This window comes from Yeosuana marina (genome assembly GCF_011762485.1).
Taxonomy (GTDB): domain Bacteria; phylum Bacteroidota; class Bacteroidia; order Flavobacteriales; family Flavobacteriaceae; genus Yeosuana; species Yeosuana marina.
In genome coordinates, this window is sequence record NZ_JAAKGI010000027.1 from 194,113 (window position 1) to 216,041 (window position 21,929).

Annotated in this window: 21 protein-coding genes; 10 read left to right on the top strand and 11 right to left on the bottom strand. The window is 31.4% G+C overall.

Annotated elements, in window-relative coordinates; translation table 11 throughout:
- Window positions 1–7: 7 nt before the first annotated feature.
- Window positions 8–691 carry a potassium channel family protein gene (locus G5V56_RS15195; protein ID WP_166966633.1) on the bottom strand — a complete coding sequence of 228 codons (684 nt, stop codon included), beginning with the start codon at window positions 689–691 and terminating at the stop codon, window positions 8–10.
- A 64-nt stretch (window positions 692–755) separates the two neighbouring features.
- Complete coding sequence (locus G5V56_RS15200) at window positions 756–2,552, bottom strand: TrkH family potassium uptake protein (RefSeq protein ID WP_240911343.1); 1,797 nt, start codon at window positions 2,550–2,552, stop codon at window positions 756–758.
- Between the two features lie 184 nt (window positions 2,553–2,736).
- Here G5V56_RS15200 and G5V56_RS15205 point away from each other — a divergent pair, with 184 nt between their 5' ends.
- From G5V56_RS15205 to G5V56_RS15245, 9 genes are all read left to right on the top strand, one after another.
- On the top strand, window positions 2,737–3,345 hold the full coding sequence (locus tag G5V56_RS15205; protein WP_166966635.1) for a TetR/AcrR family transcriptional regulator: 609 nt from the start codon (window positions 2,737–2,739) through the stop codon (window positions 3,343–3,345).
- 4 nt (window positions 3,346–3,349) lie between these two features.
- Window positions 3,350–4,600: a TolC family protein gene (locus G5V56_RS15210; RefSeq protein ID WP_166966637.1), complete on the top strand. Its 1,251-nt coding sequence runs from the start codon at window positions 3,350–3,352 to the stop codon at window positions 4,598–4,600.
- 2 nt (window positions 4,601–4,602) lie between these two features.
- Window positions 4,603–5,496, top strand: a complete 894-nt coding sequence (locus G5V56_RS15215) for an HlyD family secretion protein (protein WP_166966639.1) — start codon at window positions 4,603–4,605, stop codon at window positions 5,494–5,496.
- A 28-nt stretch (window positions 5,497–5,524) separates the two neighbouring features.
- On the top strand, window positions 5,525–5,983 hold the full coding sequence (locus G5V56_RS15220) for an OsmC family protein (protein WP_166966641.1): 459 nt from the start codon (window positions 5,525–5,527) through the stop codon (window positions 5,981–5,983).
- Window positions 5,984–5,989: 6 nt separating this feature from the next.
- Window positions 5,990–6,892, top strand: coding sequence for an ABC transporter ATP-binding protein (locus G5V56_RS15225; protein WP_166966643.1), 903 nt, complete (start codon window positions 5,990–5,992; stop codon window positions 6,890–6,892).
- Between the two features lie 74 nt (window positions 6,893–6,966).
- Entirely contained in the window at window positions 6,967–7,698 is a 732-nt protein-coding gene (locus G5V56_RS15230) for an ABC transporter ATP-binding protein (protein WP_166966645.1), read from the top strand.
- 49 nt (window positions 7,699–7,747) lie between these two features.
- Entirely contained in the window at window positions 7,748–8,854 is a 1,107-nt protein-coding gene (locus G5V56_RS15235) for an ABC transporter permease (RefSeq protein ID WP_166966647.1), read from the top strand.
- On the top strand, window positions 8,854–9,975 hold the full coding sequence (locus G5V56_RS15240; protein WP_166966649.1) for an ABC transporter permease: 1,122 nt from the start codon (window positions 8,854–8,856) through the stop codon (window positions 9,973–9,975). The genes G5V56_RS15235 and G5V56_RS15240 overlap by 1 nt, the downstream gene beginning before the upstream one ends.
- A 126-nt stretch (window positions 9,976–10,101) precedes the next feature.
- On the top strand, window positions 10,102–11,829 hold the full coding sequence (locus tag G5V56_RS15245) for an APC family permease (RefSeq protein ID WP_166966651.1): 1,728 nt from the start codon (window positions 10,102–10,104) through the stop codon (window positions 11,827–11,829).
- On the opposite strand, the gene G5V56_RS15250 is transcribed toward G5V56_RS15245, so the two are convergent.
- The 9 genes from G5V56_RS15250 to G5V56_RS15290 all read right to left on the bottom strand — a co-directional run bounded on the left by G5V56_RS15250 (window position 11,818) and on the right by G5V56_RS15290 (window position 21,077).
- A complete protein-coding gene (locus G5V56_RS15250) occupies window positions 11,818–12,666 on the bottom strand; it encodes a DMT family transporter (RefSeq protein WP_262886929.1) in 849 nt (282 codons plus the stop codon). The genes G5V56_RS15245 and G5V56_RS15250 overlap by 12 nt on opposite strands.
- Window positions 12,667–12,671: 5 nt before the next feature.
- Entirely contained in the window at window positions 12,672–13,700 is a 1,029-nt protein-coding gene (locus G5V56_RS15255) for an agmatine deiminase family protein (protein ID WP_166966655.1), read from the bottom strand.
- On the bottom strand, window positions 13,700–14,587 hold the full coding sequence (locus G5V56_RS15260; RefSeq protein ID WP_240911345.1) for a carbon-nitrogen hydrolase: 888 nt from the start codon (window positions 14,585–14,587) through the stop codon (window positions 13,700–13,702). Before G5V56_RS15260 ends, G5V56_RS15255 begins: the two co-directional genes overlap by 1 nt.
- A gap of 71 nt (window positions 14,588–14,658) precedes the next feature.
- Window positions 14,659–16,209, bottom strand: coding sequence for an SDR family oxidoreductase (locus tag G5V56_RS15265; protein WP_166966657.1), 1,551 nt, complete (start codon window positions 16,207–16,209; stop codon window positions 14,659–14,661).
- A gap of 61 nt (window positions 16,210–16,270) precedes the next feature.
- Window positions 16,271–17,176, bottom strand: a complete 906-nt coding sequence (locus G5V56_RS15270; protein ID WP_166966659.1) for an EamA family transporter — start codon at window positions 17,174–17,176, stop codon at window positions 16,271–16,273.
- Window positions 17,177–17,232: 56 nt separating this feature from the next.
- On the bottom strand, window positions 17,233–17,979 hold the full coding sequence (ppk2, locus tag G5V56_RS15275; RefSeq protein WP_166966661.1) for a polyphosphate kinase 2: 747 nt from the start codon (window positions 17,977–17,979) through the stop codon (window positions 17,233–17,235).
- Window positions 17,980–18,024: 45 nt separating this feature from the next.
- On the bottom strand, window positions 18,025–18,477 hold the full coding sequence (locus G5V56_RS15280) for a cold-shock protein (protein WP_166966663.1): 453 nt from the start codon (window positions 18,475–18,477) through the stop codon (window positions 18,025–18,027).
- 196 nt (window positions 18,478–18,673) lie between these two features.
- Window positions 18,674–20,224, bottom strand: coding sequence for a DEAD/DEAH box helicase (locus G5V56_RS15285; protein ID WP_166966665.1), 1,551 nt, complete (start codon window positions 20,222–20,224; stop codon window positions 18,674–18,676).
- A gap of 181 nt (window positions 20,225–20,405) precedes the next feature.
- A complete protein-coding gene (locus G5V56_RS15290) occupies window positions 20,406–21,077 on the bottom strand; it encodes a hypothetical protein (protein WP_166966667.1) in 672 nt (223 codons plus the stop codon).
- A gap of 668 nt (window positions 21,078–21,745) precedes the next feature.
- Between G5V56_RS15290 and G5V56_RS15295 the strand changes: the two genes are divergently transcribed.
- On the top strand, window positions 21,746–21,892 hold the full coding sequence (locus G5V56_RS15295) for a hypothetical protein (RefSeq protein WP_166966669.1): 147 nt from the start codon (window positions 21,746–21,748) through the stop codon (window positions 21,890–21,892).
- Window positions 21,893–21,929: the final 37 nt, after the last annotated feature.

The following is a 21,929-nucleotide window of genomic DNA, read 5'->3' on the forward strand; positions in this document are numbered from 1 at the left end:
AGCCCTTTTATTTTTTTAAGAACTCTTTTATATGATCATTAGAACCATAGACTACTAAGATATCATCAGCATTTAAGACATCATTGGGATGAGCCATACCACGTACTCTTGCAATATTTCTAGTTTTACCAATGATACTTTTTTCTTCTCTATTTGATATCGTTGTTAATACTAACAAATTATAGTTTTCTCGAATGCCTATTTCTTTAATTGTTTTTCCGTTATATTTTGAAGGTAAATTTACTTCAACAATACTATAATCATCACTTAATTCAAAGGAGTCAACAACTCCTTTTAAACATAATTTTTTTGCCCATCGTTCGGCAGATTCTTCTTCGGGATGTACAATTTCATCTACACCAATAGCATATAATACTTTTTCATGCAACGGTTCTATAGCTCTACTTATTAATCGCTTTACTTGAAAATTTTTAAACAAAGCTGTCGCCATAACATTGGCTCCTTTATTTTCTCCGATGGCTATAACAACCATGTCGGTGTCTGCTAGTGGCAATCCTGAAACTGTAAACTCATCGGTAGCATCCATGCAAATAGTATGAGATATTTTTTCTTTATAAGCATCTACCCTATTCATATCAGTATCAATGCCTATAACTTCATTTCCTTTTTCGGTCAATTTCATCGCCAATGACGCCCCAAAATTTCCTAATCCAACAATGATATATTTCATGTGTTTATATTTATTATTTTTCAGCGGTCACATGCTGTTCGCATGCTCGTTTCATATGTTTATTTTAATTTATTGTAATTTCTTCTTTTGGGTATCTGTAGTTTTGCTGTTTTACCTTTTTAACAACGGCAATTAATATGGATAACATACTAACTCTTCCAACAAACATAACCGCTATAATAACCAATTTACTTAATGAACTTAATTTTGCTGTAATTCCTAAACTCAACCCAACGGTACTGTAAGCTGAAAAACATTCAAACGCTATATCCAATAAACTTTTATCGCTATCAAAAATAGAAATTAGCATAATAGCCACACCAATAACTAATAAAGATAATGAAATTACTGCAAAAGCTCTTCTTACAGAAACATCTGCAATCTCTCTCCTAAAAATTTCAATCTTAGCCTTACCCTTTGCCAAACTAATAAAGTTTAAGATTGCGATGGCAAAGGTATTTGTTTTTATACCACCACCAGTAGATGCCGGAGAAGCTCCAATCCACATTAATAAAAAAATCATCATAACGGTTGAAAAATTGAGCGCAGACATATCTATAGTGTTAAAACCTGCTGTTCTTGGAGTAGCAGCCCCAAACAATGCCGTAATAAACTTTCCAATACCATGGTGGTCAGCTAGCGTGTTATTATACTCATTTATAAAAAACACGATAGTCCCTATAACTGTTAATGACAACGTTGTTATTAATGTAATTCTGCTGTTTAAGTTAAGAACCCATGGTTTGTATGGGTGTTTTTTGTTTCCAAAATAAAACAAGCGTTTCGTGAAAAAGTATTTCAAATACTTTAAAATATTCACAACTATAGGAAACCCGAGTCCACCTAATACAAAAGATAAGATAATGATGCTTTGTAAATAGTAATTATACTTAAAACCAGTTTCGTACAAGTTATTTGGAAGTGTGGAAAACCCTGCATTACAAAAGGCTGAAACCGAATGAAACACCGAAAAGAACATACGATTGGCTAAAGATCCAAATAGTGTTTTATTTAAACTTGTAAAAATTAAAATAGCGGCTATTAGTTCTATTGAAAATGTAATAACAAGAATTCTCTTAAGCGTCGAAAAAACCTCTCCTAGTTTATTTGAACCTGTAACATCACTTAAGGTCAGCTGATTTTCATACGTTGAACCTCCCTTAAAAAAATAACTAAAATAACTGGCAAACGTTAAAATACCCAATCCTCCTATTTGTATCAACCCTAAAATAATAGATTGTCCAAAAAGTGTAAAATAGGTACCAGTATCAACTACTATTAATCCAGTTACACAAACGGCACTAGTTGAGGTAAATAATGCATCTAAAAAGGAGATATCTGTATAAGTAGCATTAGGAAGCATTAACAATAATGCACCAATAAGGATAATAGCTAAAAAGCTGACGATAAAGAGTTGTGCAGGATTTAAAACAGTTCGTTTAAAATTGATGTTTTGCTCTGAAAACTCACGAATGAAGGTCAAAATTATAACAAACTTAAGCCAGTTATCGTTATACAGAAAGGTTAAATGATGATGCGCTTCTTCTGAAAAAAAATGAACATACAAAACTGCAATTGTAATAAAGATACTTATAATATCAAACGTTAAAACGCTTCTTTCTATTTCTTTCTCTCTTCTTGTATACCTGAGTACTGAAGTAATAATACCTAATATTAAAACTATAAAATAGCACGCATTTAATACTTTCTGAACTTTTGATGATTGATCAAAACCAAAATCAAATATAAATAGAAAAAGTCCTAGTAAACTTGATATAAAAACGAATCGGTAAAACTGTTTTAAAACATTTTGAAACGATATATTATTTATTCTCAATGTATTTAAGCTTAAATTTTTCACAAAAATAGGTTTTATGACTTAAACATAAAGTCTTTTTATAAAATATATCTAGCTGTTGTTGTCCCATTATATTCGCGTTTAACTAATTTTCTATGTGTTTCATTTAATTTTTTGCTTGATTTTTTTTCTGTTTCAAAAAAAGTATTACTTTTGTTAACCAAATGGTTAAACTATTTAGTTAAACATGGATAAAAAAGATCAAAACACAGAACAAAATATTTTAAACGCAGCAAAAAAAGTGTTTCAACTAAAGGGTATGGATGGAGCTAGAATGCAAGAAATAGCAAATGAAGCAGGCATTAATAAAGCGCTACTACATTACTATTTCAGAAGCAAACAAATGCTTTTTGATGCCGTATTTAAGGCTGCTTTTGAGATGATAGCACCCCAACTAAATGAGATTTTAAATGATGAATCATCCATTGAAGATAAAATAAAAAACTTCACATATAACTACATCTCTTTTATCATTCAGCATCCCTATTTACCAAATTTTATCATTCAAGAGATTAATAGAAATCCAGAATTCATATTACAAATGAAAGAAAATCCAGGATTTCCTAATTTAAAAAAATTTAAAAATCAAATTAATGATGAAGTAAAAGCCGGTCAAATAAAACCCATTAAAGCAGAGCAATTATTTATCAATATTCTATCATTAAATGTCTTCCCTTTTATTGGTAAGCCGCTTATTGAAGCGATTGGAGATATTGATGATAACCAATTTAAGCTACTTATAGAAGAACGAAAAACACATGTCGCCAATTTTATCATTAATTCAATTAAAGTATAATATCATGAAACATATTATAATGTTTAGTGTTTTGCTAGTTTCTTTTGGAACTTTTGCCCAAAACCAATTATCCTTAGATGATTGTTACCAATTAGTTGACAAAAACTATCCGTTAGCAAAGCAAAATGCACTTTTAGAACAACAAAATGCTTACGACTTAGACGTTATAAAAAATAAAGCTTTGCCACAAGTAAACTTAGAGGCACAAGCTACCTATCAATCAGATGTCACGCAAGTTCCTATTCCTGGAACAGGCATACAACCTCTTAATAAAGATCAATATAAAGCTACAGCATCTGTAAATCAGTTAATCTATAATGGAGGACTTATAAACGCTTCTTTGCAAGCGAAATCGGCAAACTTAAAAACAAAGCAAAAGGAAGTTGAAGTCTCTTTATATCAGTTGAAAAAGCAAGTCAACCAACTCTATTTTTCTATTGTGCTTTTACAAGAAAAGAAGGCGTTGTTAAGAGCTAAACAAGATCAACTTATTGCCAGAATTAAAGAAGTAAAATCAGGTATTGAAAACGGTACTATTTTACCAGCATCAGACAAGGTTTTGGAAGCAGAATTACTTAAAATTAACCAGCAGCTTTCTGAAATTCAATACAACAAATCGAGCTTGTTTGAAACCTTATCTTCATTAACAGGTACTACTATCAGCCCAAGTATTGTTTTAACAAATCCAGATCTTACAACAAACTTCGAAACCAACATTAATCGTCCAGAATTACAATTATTTGACCTTAAAAAAGAACAAATTCAAGCTAATGAACAACTGCTTTCTAAAGAGAATATGCCCAAGCTATCCGGTTTCGCAACAGGTGGTTATGGAAATCCTGGTTTAAATATGCTTGATAATTCATTTACAAGCTTTTACATAGTTGGCTTAAAGCTTAACTGGAAGGTTTTTGATTGGAATTCAAACAAAAAAGAACGTCAATCTTTATTAATTAACAAGGATATAATTAATAATGAAACAGAAGTATTCAACTTAAAAACGAATATGGAGTTAAAACAGCAAAAATCTGACATAGAAAAAATAAAAAGCTTTATCAATACAGACAATGAAATTATTGATTTACGGAAAGCGGTCTTAAAATCTTCTGAATCACAATTAAAAAATGGCGTCATTACTGCCTCTGCTTACATTACAGAATTAACTAATTTGTTTGAGGATGAAACCAATTTAAAAACACACAACATACAACTATCACTAGTTAAAGCAAATTATAATATTACTAAAGGACAATAAAAATGAAAACATCAATAAAAATCACATTTGTTTTATATACCCTAGCCTTTACCCTATTTTCATGCAGCAATGGAAATGAAAAAGCCGATGGGTATGGCAATTTTGAAGCTACTGAAATTACAGTGTCTTCAGAAAATAATGGGAAACTAGAAATGTTCACTATTGAAGAAGGCCAAACCCTTAAAAAGGAAGCCTTCGTAGGCTATATTGATACCATTCCCTTAACATTAAAACGGGAACAATTAGTTGTTGCAAAAGCTACTGCCATATCACGATCAAAAGGTGTTCTCTCTCAAATAAGTGTTTTAAAAGCGCAATTAGCAACCGCAAAAAAGAATAGACAACGCATTGAAAATATGCTAAAAGATAATGCTGCAACACAAAAACAACTCGATGATATTAATGGGGAAATTAATGTGATTAATGAGAAGGTTATAAGCATTGAAACCCAGAACGCGCCTATTGTTAATGAATTGAACAGCCTAGATGTACAAATAAAACAAATTGATGACCAGCTTAAAAAAAGTAAGATTGTCAATCCAATAAACGGAACGGTTTTAGTCAAATACGCAGAACCCAATGAGATTACATCATTTGGTAAACCACTCTATAAAATAGCCGATTTAAGTATTATGGAATTGCGTGTTTACATTAGCGAAACGCAACTTCCTTCTATTAAAATAGGTCAAGAAGTCACCGTGAAAATTGATGATAAAGACACTATGAAGTCTTATAAAGGTGTTATTACATGGATTTCTTCAGAAGCAGAATTTACACCAAAAATAATCCAAACAAAAGAAGAGCGCGTTGCCTTGGTATACGCCGTTAAAATAGACGTAAAAAACGATGGCAGCCTAAAAATTGGTATGCCAGCAGAAATGTGGCTTAATAATTAATACATATAAATCTTTAAAAATAAACACCATGGACAAACATGAATACAATGTTGACATAGCCTGGACACAAGACCGAAAAGGAATGATGTGTTCACCCGAATTACGTAAAAACGATTCTAATGAAAAAAATTGTATAGAAGTTGCTACACCGCCTGATTTTGATAAAGGAATACCAAATATTTGGTCACCTGAACATTTATTTACCGCAGCCGTAAGCAGTTGTTTAATGACGACCTTTTTAGCTATTTCTGAATACTCAAAATTTGATTTCATTAGTTTTAAATGTGGTTCAAAAGGGATTTTAGAGAAAATAGATGGAAAATTTGTTATGTCTGAAGTATTGCTTTTTCCTGAAGTCTTTATCAGTGATGAAGACCAGAAAGATAAAGCCTTACGCATTCTTGAAAAATCTGAAAAGGCATGTTTAATTTCAAATTCCATTACCTCTAAAATAACTATGGAACCTAAAATCACTGTTCAAAAATAAACGTATATGAGTATTTCTGTCAATCATATCAGTAAGTCTTATAAAAGCATTCAGGCGCTTCAAGATATTTCATTTAATGTCAATGAAGGCGAGCTCTTTGGTCTTATAGGTCCTGATGGTGCAGGAAAAACTACCTTATTCAGAATATTAACAACTTTACTAATAGCCGATACAGGACAAGCCTCAGTGGCGGGTTATGATGTTATAAAAGATTATAAAGCCATACGGAATTGTGTTGGCTACATGCCAGGGAAATTTTCATTGTATCAAGATTTAACAGTTGAAGAAAATTTAGAGTTTTTTGCCACTATTTTTAAAACAACTATTGAAGCAAACTACCATTTAATAAAAGATATCTACGTTCAAATAGAGCCTTTTAAAAACCGTAGAGCCGGAAAATTATCTGGAGGAATGAAGCAAAAATTAGCCTTATGTTGTGCATTAATTCATAAACCTAAAGTATTGTTTTTAGATGAGCCAACTACAGGCGTTGACCCTGTGTCGCGTAAAGAATTTTGGGACATGCTAAAACGATTACAGCAAAAAGGCATTACTATATTGGTATCCACACCTTATATGGATGAAGCGGCATTGTGCGATAGAGTTGCTTTTATTCAAAATGGAGAGTTATTGGAAATTGGAACACCAAAAAACATTGTTAAGGAGTATTCAAAGAAACTATATAATGTAAAAAGTGATAATATGTATCAACTTATTGATAGCTTAAATACATTTAAATACACATATAGTGCCTACCCTTTTGGTGAATTTGTTCATTACACAGATACTAGGGATGAATTTGACATCAAAGAGTTACATAGTTATTTAAAAGACAAAGGACTGCATAATATTACTATTGAAATTACGAATCCAACCATAGAAGACACCTTTATGGCATTAGCAAAATAAATATCTGTTCGAGCGCAGTCGAGAACTTTTAAGACATCTCGACTGCGCTCGATGGGACAATCAAATAAAATTTAATGAGTGAAATAAATTATGTAATAGAAGCTACCGATTTAACAAAACAATTTGGAGATTTTAAAGCAGTAAATGCAATATCTTTCAACGTTAAAAAAGGCGAAATATTTGGTTTTCTAGGTGCAAACGGGGCAGGAAAAACAACTGCCATGAAAATGCTTATTGGTATTTCTAATCCCACATCTGGCGCTGCCAACGTAGCTGGTTTTGATGTATTTACACAAGCAGAATCCATTAAAAAGAATATTGGTTATATGAGCCAGAAATTTGCTTTATATGACGATTTAACGGTTAAAGAAAATATTACATTTTTTGGAGGAATTTATGGCTTATCACGAGCTACTCTTAAACAAAAAATAAATGCTTTAATTGAAGAATTAGGACTTCATGATATTGCGGACAACTTAGTGGGAGCACTCCCATTAGGATGGAAACAAAAACTAGCCTTTTCGGTAGCGCTATTGCACAATCCAAAAATTGTGTTTTTAGATGAACCTACTGGTGGTGTAGACCCTATTACCAGGCGACAGTTTTGGGAAATGATCTACAAAGCAGCACATGAAGGAACCACTATTTTTGTGACTACACACTATATGGATGAAGCTGAATATTGCGATCGGGTTTCAATTATGGTTAATGGAAAAATTGAAGCTTTAGATACCCCTAAAAAATTGAAGGAACAATTTAAAGTAACCAGCATGAACAATGTGTTTTTAAAATTAGCAAGAGGATGATTCATATCGAACAGCACGTGTCCGTTAAAAAAACAATAAATATAAACACATGAAACTATTTATAGGTTTTATAAAAAAAGAGTTTTACCACATTTTAAGAGATAGACGTTCTTTGTTTATTTTATTTGGCATGCCTATTGTTCAAATACTACTATTTGGCTTTGCAATTACCAATGAAATCAACAATGTTAATATTGCAATATTAGACCATTCAAAAGATGTTACAACTCAAAACATCATAAATAAAATATCTGCTTCTAAGTATTTTAGTGTTAATCAATTTATTGAAAAAGAACAAGATATTGAATCTGTTTTCAAAAAAGGAAAAACAAAAGCAGTCATAAGTTTTCAAAATGATTTCAATCAAAATCTTGTAAAAAATGGTCATGCTACTATTCAAATAATCACAGATGCAACAGATCCCAATACAGCTAATACCATTTCAAATTATGTTAATGCTATTATTCAATCTCATGTTAAGGAACTGAATAAAGGCATCAACATAGAATACCAAATTATTCCTGAAACACATATGGTTTATAATCCAGAATTGAAAAGTGTATTCATGTTTGTTCCCGGTATCATGACTGTTATTTTAATGTTAGTTTCCGCCATGATGACATCCATCTCTATTACAAGAGAAAAGGAATTAGGCACCATGGAAGTTATACTAGTATCACCTTTAAAACCAATACAAGTTATCGCTGGAAAAGTAATTCCTTATATAGCGCTATCTGTTATTAACGCTACAGTTATTATTATTTTAAGCATTTTTATTTTTGAAATGCCTGTACAAGGAAGTCTTATTTTATTAGGCTTTGAGAGTATATTGTTCATCATAACCGCATTGGCATTAGGTATTTTAATATCAACAGTGTCAGCAACTCAACAAACAGCTATGATGATTTCATTAATGGGATTAATGCTGCCCGTAATTATTTTATCAGGCTTTATTTTTCCAATTTCTAGTATGCCTGTTCCATTACAAATTATCAGCAATATTATTCCCGCAAAATGGTTTATCATCATTATAAAAGCCATTATGCTTAAAGGAGTTGGTTTCTCATTTATTTGGAAAGAAACACTTATTCTGTTAGTTATGACCTTGTTTTTTATTGGATTAAGTATAAAAAAATATAAAATAAGATTAGACTAATGAAGATACTTGGGTTCATCATACAAAAAGAGTTTAAGCAGATTTTTAGAAATAAAGGGATGCTTCCCATTATATTTATTATGCCTGTTGTTCAGCTTATCATTCTATCTAATGCTGCTACGTTTGATATAAAAAATATTAAATTCTCATATATTGATAACGACCATACATCTTTATCACGAGCTTTAATAGAAAGGTTTGATGCATCAACTTATTTTAATATTGTTAGTGACTTTCCTTCAGAAAAAATGGCTAATGCTGCTATGTCACAGGGAGATGTCGATGTTATTTTAGAAATTCCTCATTATTTTGAGCGTGATTTACAAAAAGAAAAACATATCAGCTTAAGTGTAACGATTAATGCTATTGATGGTTCGGCAGCTGGTGTTGAAAATGTGTATATCAACCAAATTATTCAAAATTTTAATAAAAATATTAAAGCTGATTTGATTCAAACTGAAGATAAGCAATCAAATCCTGTTAATATCATCACACTTCCATCTTTTTGGTACAATAAAACCTTGAATTACAAGACTTATATGGTACCTGGAATATTGGTATTATTGGTCACTATGATTACGCTATTTCTATCGGGTATGAATATAGTTAGAGAAAAAGAAATTGGAACTTTAGAACAAATTAATGTAACACCGATTAAGAAAAGCCAGTTTATCATAGGGAAATTATTTCCATTTTGGATTATTGGTTTAGCGCTTTTAACAATCGGACTTGTAATTGCTAAACTCATTTTCAATGTTCCAATTGTAGGAAGTTATTTGTTATTATATGTTTATACCTCTGTTTATATTCTTGTTATTTTAGGGATAGGCTTATTCATATCGAATTTTACAGAAACCCAGCAACAAGCTATGTTTATATCCTGGTTTTTTATGGTTATTTTTATTTTAATGAGTGGTTTATTTACACCGATTGATAGTATGCCTAAATGGGCTCAAACCATTACTGATTTTAATCCCATTAAATATTTTGTAGAAGTGATGCGTATGGTAATGCTTAAAGGGGCGCAGCTTCAAGACATATTGCCACAATTATTAAAAACATTTCTTTTTGCTTTTATAATGAATGGTTTAGCGGTTTGGAACTATAAGAAAACTATATAATCTAACATCCTCTTATAAACATAAAAAAATCTTTATGTTATGTTAAAAATAAAACAATAAGACTGTATTTCTTGTAAGGCTAATTAATAACAAATACTTTTAATGTAATTTTTTAGCAAATTCAAGATGAAGAAAAAGCTTAATGAACTTGAGGCAACCGCAATTTGTGGTAATGATATTAGCTCTTCTTGTTTATATGTATCCGCTTTAGCCATTGTTTATGCTGGCCAATATGCATGGATTTCCTTACTTATAGTATCATTAATCCTCTTTTTATTTAGAAAAATTTATGGCGAAGTAGTTGGAGCGCTTCCATTAAACGGAGGGGCATACAACGCATTACTCAACACTACTAAAAAATCAACAGCTTCATTTGCGGCATCACTTACTGTACTTTCTTATATGGCTACGGCTGTTATTTCTGCCAGTGAAGCCATCAAATATGCTCATGGTTTGTGGCATCAAATCCCAATTGTGTATGCAACTATATTTTTGTTATTGGTTTTTATGGGATTGGTTATTTTAGGTATTGGTGAATCTTCTAAAGTTGCCATTGGTATTTTTATTTTTCATTTAAGCTCTTTGGTTATATTGTGTCTATTCTGTATTTACTTTCTTTTTAATAATGGATTTGACAATTTAATTGCAAACTTCAAATCTCCTGTTGATGGTAGCATCTCAACAGCCTTATTTTTTGGGTTTGCTGCCGCTATGCTCGGCATAAGTGGTTTTGAAAGTTCTGCCAACTATGTTGAAGAACAGCAAAAAGGAGTTTTTCCAAAAACCTTAAAAAACATGTGGATAATTGTTACGGTCTTTAATCCATTATTAGCGTTTTTAGCTTTAGCAATTATTCCGCTATCAACTATAAACTCTAATCAAGACACGCTGTTATCATTTATGGGAAATTTAAGTGGAGGTAACTGGTTATCATATTTAGTTTCCATTGATGCTGCGTTAGTTTTAAGCGGCGCTGTCTTAACATCGTACGTTGGTGTTGGTGGCTTAGTGGAACGTATGGCATTAGATAGAATTTTACCTAAGGAGTTATTAATTAAAAACAAAAGAGGAAGTTCTTATTTTATTTTTATTACTTTCTTTTTGCTAGCTGTTTCTGTTTTATTAATTACTAAAGGAGATTTAAAAGCTTTGGCAGGCGTTTATACTATTGCTTTTTTAGGTGTGATGGCCTTATTCGGAATTGGGAATCTTCTATTAAAAATAAAAAGAGGGCGACTTCCTCGTCCTGAAAAAGCAAGTTATCCAGCTGTATTAATTGCTATTGTGGGAATCATTTTAGCTTTATTGGGTAACATTATTTTAAACCCAGGGTATTTGGGCATATTTTTAGAATACCTAATCCCTACTCTGCTAGTCGTTGGTTTCATGCTATATAGAACACCAATATTAAAAGGTGTTTTATTATTTCTTGATTACTTAACACCTGATAATAAACAGATTTTTAAAAAAATTAATAGAAAAATAAATATCGCCATAAGAAAAATTAATTCTCAAGAATTCGTATTTTTTACAAAAGGTGATAACGTTGAAGCTATTAATAAAGTTTTGCTATATATTTCTGAAAACGAAGAAACCAGACGATTAAAAATAGTTAATATAAGCAATGAGGAAAAAGTTCCTTCAAAGCTTAAAAATGATATTGAAGTATTAGACAGAGCTTATCCACAAATTGTTATTGAATTTATTGAGGAAACAGGCGTTTTTAATCCTGAAAAAATAAAAGAACTCTCGCATCGTTGGAAAATTCCAATTAATTTTATGTTTATTGGATCTCCTGGAGATAAATTTCCCTATAAATTACAAGAATTAGGTGAAGTAAGATTAATTATTTAACTTTTTCTCTTTATATACTATATTTAAAACGAGGCCTCCAATTATTAAAGCGATTCCTAATAAACTCCAAAACGTATAAATCTCCCCAAACAAAAAAATACCGAAAGATAGTGTGAATATCACTTCTATATATTTTAAAGGTGCTACTTGGCTGGTTGATGCTGTTTGAAATGCTTTGGTCATATACACTTGTCCAAAATACCCAAAAACGCCTAGTCCAAAAAGCAATATCCACTCAATACCTTTAGGGTTAACCCAATTATTTATAGATAAAACGCCACCAGTAATAGTTGCTACAACCATAAAGTAATTAACAATAACTACGGGGTGTTCACTGTTTCCTATTTTACTAATAATAATATAAACCAAACCACTAAACACAGAGGCTATTAAAACTAAAATAAGTCCATACGTATTAACATTAGTATCTAACCCTTTTAGTACCAAAACACCCGAAAATGCCATTATAAAAAACAACCATTGCAAAGGTTTTATTTTTTCTTTTAGAAATAAAACAGCAAACATCGCTGCAAAAATTGGAGCAATATATCTTAAAGAGACCGCTGTTCCTACTGATAAATATTTAACAGACATAAAGAATAAAGTCATAGAGGTTACGCCTACTACACCTCTTAAAATCAATAATTTATGATTATTTCCTAGGATTGGTATTTTATTTCTAAAAAGAAATCCAAATGTAAATAACAAGGAACTAGCAGACCTAAAAAAGACTATTTGATACGCATTAACATTCACTAAGTATTTAACCGTAGCATTCATGCAAGCAAATGCCATGGTACTTATAATCATAAATTTAATAGCTTTTTTGATTTCCAAAATTCCTACATTGGTATTTGCTGGCTTAAACAATGCAGTGTGCCAAAACCCCAGATTAAGTCGATAGCACTAATCCCTATAATCTCTCTGTTTGGAAAGCAATCAGCTATAATATTTAAAGCGTGTCTGTCTTGAACATCGTTAAATGTTGGTACTAATACACAGTTGTTTAAAATAATGAAGTTGGCATAACTAGCTGGAATTGTAATGCCATCAAACTCTAAAAGTGTTGGCATTGGTAACTCAACAATATTAGGTTGTTTACCATTTTCTAAAACAGAGATTTTAAGTCGTTTTAAATTATCCTGCAATACCTTGTAATTTGGACTTCCAATATTTTGTTCAACAACAGTAATAATAGTGTCTTCATTAACAAACCGACATAAATCATCTATATGTCCATGCGTGTCATCACCAATAATACCATCTCCAACCCAAATAACATTGGTTATTCCTAAGTATTCTTTAAATATGGTTTCGTAATCTTCTTTTGTTAAATTTTTATTTCTTACTTGAATAGTAGGATGTAACAAACATTCTTCAGACGTTATCAAGGTTCCTTTTCCATTCACATCAATAGCACCTCCCTCAAGAACAACAGGGTTTCCTTTATAGATAACTTGGATTAAAGGCATCTTTAAATGATTCGCTACTTTTGAAGGGACATGCCTATCTAATTGAAAGTTTTTATATTTAGCCCAACCATTAAAATTAAAATTTAACGCTTCACGATTCTCACCATTTTTTACAATGATAGGTCCCGAATCACGCATCCAACTTCTATTAGTTTTATGAATAATGAAAGACACATTTTTTAAATTAACATGTGCTATTTCAAGCATGCTTTCAACTTTACGCTTCAGAGCTTCATCAGCCACCACCAAAAAAACCGTTTCAACAAGAGCTACTTTTTTTATATATTCAACAAAAGCCCATTGAATTGCACCATACTTCCCTGGCCAATCATTACCATTATGCGGAAAACATAGCAATAATCCTTCTTGTTGTTCCCATTCTGCTGGAAATCGTCTCATTAGTCTATCGCACGTTTCGTTAAATCACTAAAAGCATCAATACGTCTATCTCTAAAAAAGGGCCAATTTTGACGAACATTTTCCTGTAAATCTAAATCAACTTCAGCAATTAAAATTTCTTCTTTGTCGTGAGAAGCTTGAGCCAAAATTTCACCTTGAGGCCCTGCAATAAAGGACGCTCCCCAGAACTCTATTCCGTCTGTATTGGGTACATATTTTTCTAAACCTATTCTGTTGGCAGCAGCAACATAAACACCATTAGCAACGGCATGTCCTTTCATTACATTCATCCAAGCACCATATTGATTAACTCCATATTCTTCTTTTTCTTTAGGATGCCAACCAATAGCGGTTGGATAAAACAACACGTCAGCACCTTTTAACGCCGTTAATCGAGCAGCTTCAGGATACCATTGATCCCAGCAAATTAAAACACCTACGTTTCCCTTTTTAGTAGAATTTGATTTAAAACCTAAATCACCTGGTGTAAAATAGAATTTTTCGTAAAAATGAGGATCGTCTGGAATATGCATTTTACGATATAAGCCCGCTTCAGAACCATCTGTGTCTAGAATATAAGCACTGTTATGATAAATACCTGCCATCCGTTTTTCAAAAAATGGTACAATAATCACGACGCCTAATTCTTTCGCTAATTCACTAAAAGCCTTAAAAGACGTACTATAAAGAGGTTCTGCTAAGGCAAAATTGTCTGTGTCTTCACTCTGACAAAAATAATGACTGCTATAAAGTTCAGGTAATGAAATGACTTCCGCTCCTTTTTTAGCAGCCTCCTTGACCCAACTTAAACACTTTTTTAAATTGTTGGCTGGTTTATCATTTAAATTAAGCTGAATAACAGCTATTTTATATGTTCTATTTCCCATGTGTTACAATTTTGAATACAAAAATAGGTATTTAGATTAGAATAGATAAATGGATTTCTAAATTCAAAAAATCACCAATCAATTGGTCGGTAATCCTTTAAAAATTTACCACACCAATGCTTTCCTGTATTGATACCATCAAACAACGGATCCATAACACGAGCCGCACCATCAACAATATCTAATGGTGGTTGAAAGTCGTGAACCTCTGCTTTATGTTTTGCTAAATCTGCTGGATCCTCATCAGTAACCCAACCTGTATCTACGGCATTGATATAAATTCCGTGTTTTGATAAATCATCTGAAGCTGTGTGTGTTAACATATTTAAAGCTGCTTTTGCCATATTAGTGTGTGGATGACGTGAAGCTTTAAAAAATCTATGGAACTTTCCCTCCATGGCAGATACATTAATAATATGCTTTTTGCCAGTATTATCTTTCTTCATAATTTCAGAAAGACGATTACACAACACAAATGGTGCGACTGAGTTGACCAATTGTACTTCTATCATTTCTGTAGTTTCAATATCGCCAAGTTTTAAACGCCAGCTATTTGTTTTTCTTAGGTCAACCTGCTGTAAATCAGCATCTAATTTCCCCTCAGGAAACACGTCTTTAGCGACTAAGGTGTTATCAAAACTATAGGGTATTTGAGACAATTTAGCCGATGCTCTTAAGCCTATTCCTGGTTCTGGTCCATGCCAAGTTACCGGCATATTTTTACTGGGTGAAGCCGATGTTGTTAAGGTTTTTAGTTCTTGTAAGCAATTATTATGGTCTACCAATAAATCCTTGGCATATTTAGGCAACGAATCGATTGAACGTTCTTCATTTTGCATTAAATGAGCATAAAAACCAGATGGTCTTCTAACTGTTTGTGCTGCATTATTGATAAGAATATCTAAACGTTCATATGTTTGCTCTATGAAATTACAGAATATTTCTACACTAGGTATGTGTCTTAAATCCAATCCATGAATTTTTAATCGATGTCCCCATTCTGTAAAATCACTTTCTTTTGAAAAACGCAAAGCAGAATCGACAGGAAATCGTGTGGTAGCAACCACAGTTGCTCCAGCACGCAAACACATTAAAGTAATATGGTACCCAATTTTTAAACGAGATCCCGTAATAACAGCTACTTGTCCTCTTAAATCTGCGGTTTGAAATCGTTTGGCATAATTAAAATCCCCACATTCTGTACACATCGTATCATAAAAATGATGAAGTTTTGTAAACTCACCTTTACAGACATAACAATTTCTGGGTGTTTGTAATTCTAAGGCTTCTTTATGCATTAACTCTGCTGCTGACAGTAATTTTGGTGCTTGAAAAACCATAGATTCTCGGGCGCTTCTTATGCCTGTTTCTTTTCTTGCTGTTCTATCTTTTGCTGCTAATTTTCTGCGTTCAGCTTTTTTTGCATCCTTTTTCCATTTTACAAATTCCATTTTATTGGGACGTGATAATTTTCCAGACGCTCTAATCAACGCTATACGCTGTTCTTCAGGAATTTCAAAAATTTGATTAGAACTAGCAACCAAACGCTCCAATATGTCGATGCATTTATTTATTTCTTCTGAAGAAATGTTTGATTCCGGCTTAGTATCCTCATTAATCATATAAAAATCGTGTAGATATAAAAAGTGCGAAATTAGTTTAATTTCCTTCTGAAAAAACAAATTAACGTAAGGTTCTGATATTTTTTTTCGAATTGATAAAATAAACCCCAGTTAATAAGATTGCTGCGGCTAAAATAGATTGACCTGTAATATTCTCATCTAACACATACCAACCCAAAAGCAACGCCATAACAGGATTTACATAAGCGGATGTTGCTACTTTTTCTGTGGATACTGTTTTAAGCAAAAAATTAAAGGCTGTAAAAGCAACAATACTACCAAATACAATTAGAAGACCCATAGAAATTTTAACAGATGTTGTCCAAGCAAACGGTGATAACCATTCTTCTCCTATTAAAAAGCTAGCAATAAATAACATAATCCCAGCAAAAAACATTTGATATCCTGTATTGACAAAAAAGTTAGACGGTAATTCTGCTCTTGCAACAAATAAGCTTCCAAAACTCCAACTAAGTACACATGTAAAAATCATAATAATTCCTATAGTACTGTTTTCTTGATATACTAATTGTTTCTGACTTACAAGCAAATACATACCAATAACGCCTAAAACAATACCAATAATAGATGATGTTTTCACTTTTTTTCCATCTATCATTCTCATTAAAATTAAGACTATTAAGGGTTGTATTGACGCCTCAAGAGCACCGAAACCACTATCAACATATTTTAAAGCCCATACAAAAACGCCATTGCCATAAACTAAAAATAAAAATCCAGCAATAATGCAGTTTACTAATTGTCTCCTATTAATTGCTAAACTTAGCTTCATAGATTTTGCTATAAAGAATATGATTAATCCAGCCGTAATAAACCGAATAGACGCAAGGAAAAGTGGTGATATTTGTGTAACAGCAATTTTATTTAAAAGATAGGTGGCTCCCCAAATAACATAAATTGCAAAAAAAGCTAGAAGAATAAGTATTGTTTTTCGAGGTAAAGCCATAATATTTTTATAAAATATTAGTTAAAAAACTTAAATGTATACTCTTAAAAAAAGGTTTAAACCTCGTTAAATATTTCGGTAATTATATTAGAGTCAAGATGCAAACGTTCGCCTGTTTGTCCTTTTTTATCATAATCTAATTTGTTTACAACATATCGCATCACCTCTTTTCTTGCTACATCTCTTTCATTACCTTTTACAATTATCCAAGGCGAATGTGGTTTTGCAGTTTTTTTAAACATGGCTTCCTTATAAAATGTAAAATCTTCCCATTTTGATTGGGCTTCAACATCGACACTACTTAACTTCCATTGTTTTAAAGGATTATAAACGCGTTCTTCAAGTCGTCTTTTTTGTTCTTCTTGATCTATTGAAAACCAAAATTTGAATAGGTGAATACCATCTTGGACCAACATTCTTTCTAAAGAAACTACTTGTCTATTAAATAAATTATATTGTTTTTTAGTGCAAAAGCCCATAACAGGTTCTACGACCGCCCTATTATACCAACTTCTGTCAAAAAGAACTATTTCTCCTGGTCCAGGCAAATGTTCAATATACCTTTGAAAATACCACTGATTAACTTCTCTTTCTGTCGGTTTTGAAAGTGCTACAACTTTAAAAAGACGTGGATTTAAAAAACGAATAAAACGCATGATAGCGCCTCCCTTTCCGGCAGTATCTCTACCTTCAAAAATGATAAGAATGCGTTGATTTGTTTCTTTTATATGCTGCTGTAACCAAACAAGTTCTGTTTGTAAATTAATATACTCTTGATCTTGTTCTAAAAGATGTAAGGCCACTTATAAAATTATTGAAAAACGTAAATATAATACTAAATGCCGTGGTTAAATCTTTTTAACGCGAACTGCATTCATACCTTTTTGTCCTTTTTCTAATTCATACTGAACTTTGTCGTTTTCCTCTATAACGTCAATTAAACCGCTCACATGAACAAAATGTTTTTCTTGAGAATCACTGTCTATAATAAAACCAAATCCTTTAGAATTATCAAAGAATGATACTTTACCTTTTCTAATTGGGTCTACTTCTTCTTCTCTATGTTCTTTTTTAGGAATGCCTAATTCTATACTTTCAGCATCTACCTTAACTTTCATAGATGGATCTGGAGGTGTATCTGTTAAATTACCATTGTAATCTACATAAGCAAATTGAATTCCTTGTGGGTTTTCTTTAGATTCTGCTTTTCTTGCTTCTTTCTTCTTTTGTTTGTCTTCTCGTTTCTTTAAGCGCTTTTTTTCTTTTTCAATCTTGTTAAATGTGACTTGTGATTTTGCCATTACTAATTATCTCTTCTGTTTTTAAGTTAATATATTGCAGTGAATTTAATTTTTTATAAAATCTTGAACAAGAAACTTTGAGGTATCAAAAAAATTGTAAAAAAAATTGCCTTAACATGCTTACTTGCTGTAAAGGTAATGTAATTTTTAGGGAAGAAAAAAATATGTTTATAAATATAATTTATAGTAGAACTATTTAATCTTTTGGTGCATAACCATGAATTGACTCAAAAAGCTCATCAAAATTTGCTCTTAAATAGGCGTTTAGTTTTTTACGATAATCTCCTTTAAGCCACTCTACAAAATTAAAAGTACTCTTGCTTATACATTTTGTATAACGATTGATTCGAAAGTCAATATCATCTCCCAATAACTTGGCTAATGCCAGTGCATCATAGACATCTTCACTGTTTTCAATACATATTTTTGCATGTTGAGCTATTGAACGTTCCAAAACAACTTTTGAAGATTCTCCATTTCTTATTGAGTTAATATATGTTTCGTGAACATTAAAAGAAACATCCTGAGAGTTTGAGAATTCTGCCCTGATATCATCAGGCATTTCATATCTGAAATTGCTTTCAATTTCATCATCATTTAACAAGGAGTCTAAATAATAATTTGGTGATCTAAATATACGCTGCCAATCTAAATTATCTCCCCAAGGTCCAAAACGATGAAAATTATTTCCTAAATCTATAACATCAAAAGTTTTCTTATCTTTTAAAATTCGAGACCCACGACCTATCATTTGATAATATAAGGTTAGAGATTTAGTTGCTCTATTTAAAATAATACTTTCAACAGTGGGTTCATCAAATCCTGTGGTTAAAATACTAACGGACGTTAAAATAGCATCAGGTGTTTTTTTAAACCATCTTAAAATAAGGGCTCGTTCTTTTTTACTGTTGGTATTATCTAAGTGAGCGATAGGGTAACCAGCGGCTCTAAATGTATCGTAAACATGTAATGACGTGTTAATACCGTTATTGAAAATAAGTGTTTTTTTACCTTTCGAACGTTCTTCATAAGCACTTAATAACTTGGTAAGCATGTCGTTATCTGTATACAAGTCTTCAGATGATTTTACTGTATAATCACCGTTAGCACCAACTACTAGGGATGTTAAACCCACATTATAAGTAAACATTTCAGCTCGAGCTAAAAATCCATTTTCAATTAAAGATTCAATACTTTCACCTACAATTAATTCATCATAATTATCCGTCATTGGTAATTCAATGCTGGAACTTAAGGGAGTTGCTGTAACCCCAAGAATGAATGACTTACTAAAGAATTTAAAAAGTTTTGTAAATGAATTGTAGTGAGCTTCATCAATAATGACCAATCCAATATCAGAAATATCTAATTTGTCGTCGTTCAATCTGTTATTAAGAGTTTCAACCATCGCAACAAAACAGCTATAATCGGCTTGGTCGTTTAAATTAGCTTTGCTATCAATAACTTTATTTACAACACCAAACTCTGTAAGTACAGACGACGTTTGCTTGCACAACTCAATTCGATGTGTCATTACAAGTACTTTTTTATTATGATGCTTTAAGTACTGTCTTACAATTTCAGAAAATATAACTGTTTTTCCTCCTCCAGTAGGAAGCTGATATAATAAATGGTAATCATCTGGGGCTTCTTCAAAAAGTTTGAAAATTTTGTCGATAGCTCCTTTTTGATAACTGTATAAATTTTTGCCTTCTTTACGGTCTTCTAATTCTGTTTTTTTTGACATCCCTTAATCTTGTAGGCTGCAAAAATAATACCTTTAAAGGGTTTTTAACGAATGATTACTTTAATTTTTTTAATCTTAACAAAACTTAATCAAATAGTAATTGATTAAAATAAAATTAAAAACTCACATATTTGAAATACATTTTAAAATTGATGAATACAATTAGATATTTTGGTTGCTATTATTCCTTTACAACAATAATCGTTGCTTTTGCACCCGTTGCGAGATTCCATCGATTGGAAGACACTAAGTTACCTTTATCATCAACAACTTGGAATTCGGCTGTATTAGGTCCAGACTCACCTTGATTTAAAGCAACAAAATCTATTTTATTAAAACCTGGTTGCAAGTCTAGTTTAAACCCTCTAAACCCTCCTGTTAAAAACACGCTAGCCTTTATAATATCATCATTTACTCTAACCTGAATTAAATCTCCATCTACAACACCGTGATCCCTATATACCACATTGACATATTTTGCTTTACTTTTAAAATCACCAAAATATTGATCGGTTTTACTTCCGTTTCTCTGTTCAACTTCTTCGGGCGTCAACTTTGTGTCCTCTAAGTTTTTATTGACTTGATCTTTATAAAGTTCCCCAGGATTTCCAAAAGTTTCTCCAAACATGGAAAAATCTTTTTTAGGAATATTTAATTCTGAGGTTGTTTTTGGAATTGATAGTCCGTTAAAACTATCAGAAGTATTGTTAGTTGATGGAAAAACAGTATTGTTTGATGAATCTTTTTTGCTTTCAACTGCAGGAATTGATGTAGACTTGTTTTGATTATCAATTTGAGCATAAGCAGACATTGATAATAAGATGAATAAAAAAGACTGAAGTATTATTTTCATAAGCTAACGCAAATATAGGTGCCAAAGATATTTTTTATCTAGTCGGTTTCAAATTTTTACAACTATTTTACATTTCATTTAACAATAATCATTCCTAAAACAATTATATGTTCTAAAATATAAAATACATCTACTGCTCTATTTTACAATTAAACGTTAAAATTTGTTAATTTATTACTTTGTTATACATAGTACTGTAACAATTTTAATTCAAGGTCGTCTATACTGTATAATCAATCAATTAAAACATAGAAACCATGAGAACATTAAACAGCAATCAATTAACAGAATCTTTAAAAAATTCAAAAAGTTATAATTGGAACCATAAAAGACGATATAGATAATCGGTATTCAATTTAACAATTAATCATCAATCAATTAAAATATAGAAACCATGAGAACATTAGACAGCAATCAATTAACAGAATCATTAAAAAATTCAAAAAGTTATAATTGGAACCATAAAAGACGATATAGATAATCGCTATCCAATTTAACAATTAATCATCAATCAATTAAAATACAGAAATCATGAGAACATTAGACAGCAATCAATTAACCGAATCATTAAAAAATTCAAAAAGTTATAATTGGAATCATAAAAGACGTTACAGATAAGTAGCGTCTTGTTCCTTACTTTCATCAATCAATTTAAACCAATCAAAACAATGAAAAGAGTAAATAAAATATCAAGACGATTAAACAAATTAACTACAGAAAGTTTCATACTTAACAGGCGTATTATAGACTTTAATGGTTCAGTTGAAACTATGTGGATAGGCACAAAACACTACCTCATTAATGGAGTAAATTAGTGTATGGTATTGTTTTTGTGATGCTTAAATCACATTA

Coding starts and splice junctions, on each gene's coding strand:
- G5V56_RS15195 (WP_166966633.1), bottom strand. CDS start 691: ATGAAATATATCATTGTTGGATTAGGAAATTTTGGGGCGTCATTGGCG.
- G5V56_RS15205 (WP_166966635.1), top strand. CDS start 2,737: ATGGATAAAAAAGATCAAAACACAGAACAAAATATTTTAAACGCAGCA.
- G5V56_RS15210 (WP_166966637.1), top strand. CDS start 3,350: ATGAAACATATTATAATGTTTAGTGTTTTGCTAGTTTCTTTTGGAACT.
- G5V56_RS15215 (WP_166966639.1), top strand. CDS start 4,603: ATGAAAACATCAATAAAAATCACATTTGTTTTATATACCCTAGCCTTT.
- G5V56_RS15220 (WP_166966641.1), top strand. CDS start 5,525: ATGGACAAACATGAATACAATGTTGACATAGCCTGGACACAAGACCGA.
- G5V56_RS15225 (WP_166966643.1), top strand. CDS start 5,990: ATGAGTATTTCTGTCAATCATATCAGTAAGTCTTATAAAAGCATTCAG.
- G5V56_RS15230 (WP_166966645.1), top strand. CDS start 6,967: ATGAGTGAAATAAATTATGTAATAGAAGCTACCGATTTAACAAAACAA.
- G5V56_RS15235 (WP_166966647.1), top strand. CDS start 7,748: ATGAAACTATTTATAGGTTTTATAAAAAAAGAGTTTTACCACATTTTA.
- G5V56_RS15240 (WP_166966649.1), top strand. CDS start 8,854: ATGAAGATACTTGGGTTCATCATACAAAAAGAGTTTAAGCAGATTTTT.
- G5V56_RS15245 (WP_166966651.1), top strand. CDS start 10,102: ATGAAGAAAAAGCTTAATGAACTTGAGGCAACCGCAATTTGTGGTAAT.
- G5V56_RS15255 (WP_166966655.1), bottom strand. CDS start 13,700: ATGAGACGATTTCCAGCAGAATGGGAACAACAAGAAGGATTATTGCTA.
- G5V56_RS15260 (WP_240911345.1), bottom strand. CDS start 14,587: ATGGGAAATAGAACATATAAAATAGCTGTTATTCAGCTTAATTTAAAT.
- G5V56_RS15265 (WP_166966657.1), bottom strand. CDS start 16,209: ATGATTAATGAGGATACTAAGCCGGAATCAAACATTTCTTCAGAAGAA.
- G5V56_RS15270 (WP_166966659.1), bottom strand. CDS start 17,176: ATGGCTTTACCTCGAAAAACAATACTTATTCTTCTAGCTTTTTTTGCA.
- G5V56_RS15280 (WP_166966663.1), bottom strand. CDS start 18,477: ATGGCAAAATCACAAGTCACATTTAACAAGATTGAAAAAGAAAAAAAG.
- G5V56_RS15285 (WP_166966665.1), bottom strand. CDS start 20,224: ATGTCAAAAAAAACAGAATTAGAAGACCGTAAAGAAGGCAAAAATTTA.
- G5V56_RS15290 (WP_166966667.1), bottom strand. CDS start 21,077: ATGAAAATAATACTTCAGTCTTTTTTATTCATCTTATTATCAATGTCT.
- G5V56_RS15295 (WP_166966669.1), top strand. CDS start 21,746: ATGAAAAGAGTAAATAAAATATCAAGACGATTAAACAAATTAACTACA.